The sequence below is a fragment of the Neisseria sp. HMSC055H02 genome (genome assembly GCF_001813335.1).
Lineage (GTDB): Bacteria > Pseudomonadota > Gammaproteobacteria > Burkholderiales > Neisseriaceae > Neisseria > Neisseria sicca_C.
The window spans coordinates 1-237 of record NZ_KV812093.1; the positions used below are offsets into that span (position 1 = coordinate 1).

The 237-nt window shown below is 57.8% G+C and carries 1 protein-coding gene; it reads left to right on the top strand.

The genetic code is table 11. The features are described from left to right. Positions 1-10: 10 nt before the first annotated feature. A partial coding sequence (locus tag HMPREF2907_RS05715; RefSeq protein WP_318259022.1) for a glutamate--tRNA ligase family protein occupies positions 11-237 on the top strand: 227 nt, incomplete at its 3' end.

The window sequence follows — 237 nt, forward strand, 5'->3', positions numbered from 1 at the left end:
TGGAGCCATCATGACCGTCAAAACCCGTTTCGCCCCCAGCCCCACCGGCTACCTGCACATCGGCGGCGTACGCACCGCCTTGTTTTCATGGGCGTTTGCCCGCCATCATAAAGGCGAGTTCCTATTGCGTATCGAAGACACTGACTTGGCGCGTTCCACCGCCGAATCCGTCAACATCATCCTCGACGGCATGAAATGGGTCGGTCTCGATTACGACAACGCCGACAACGTCGTGTA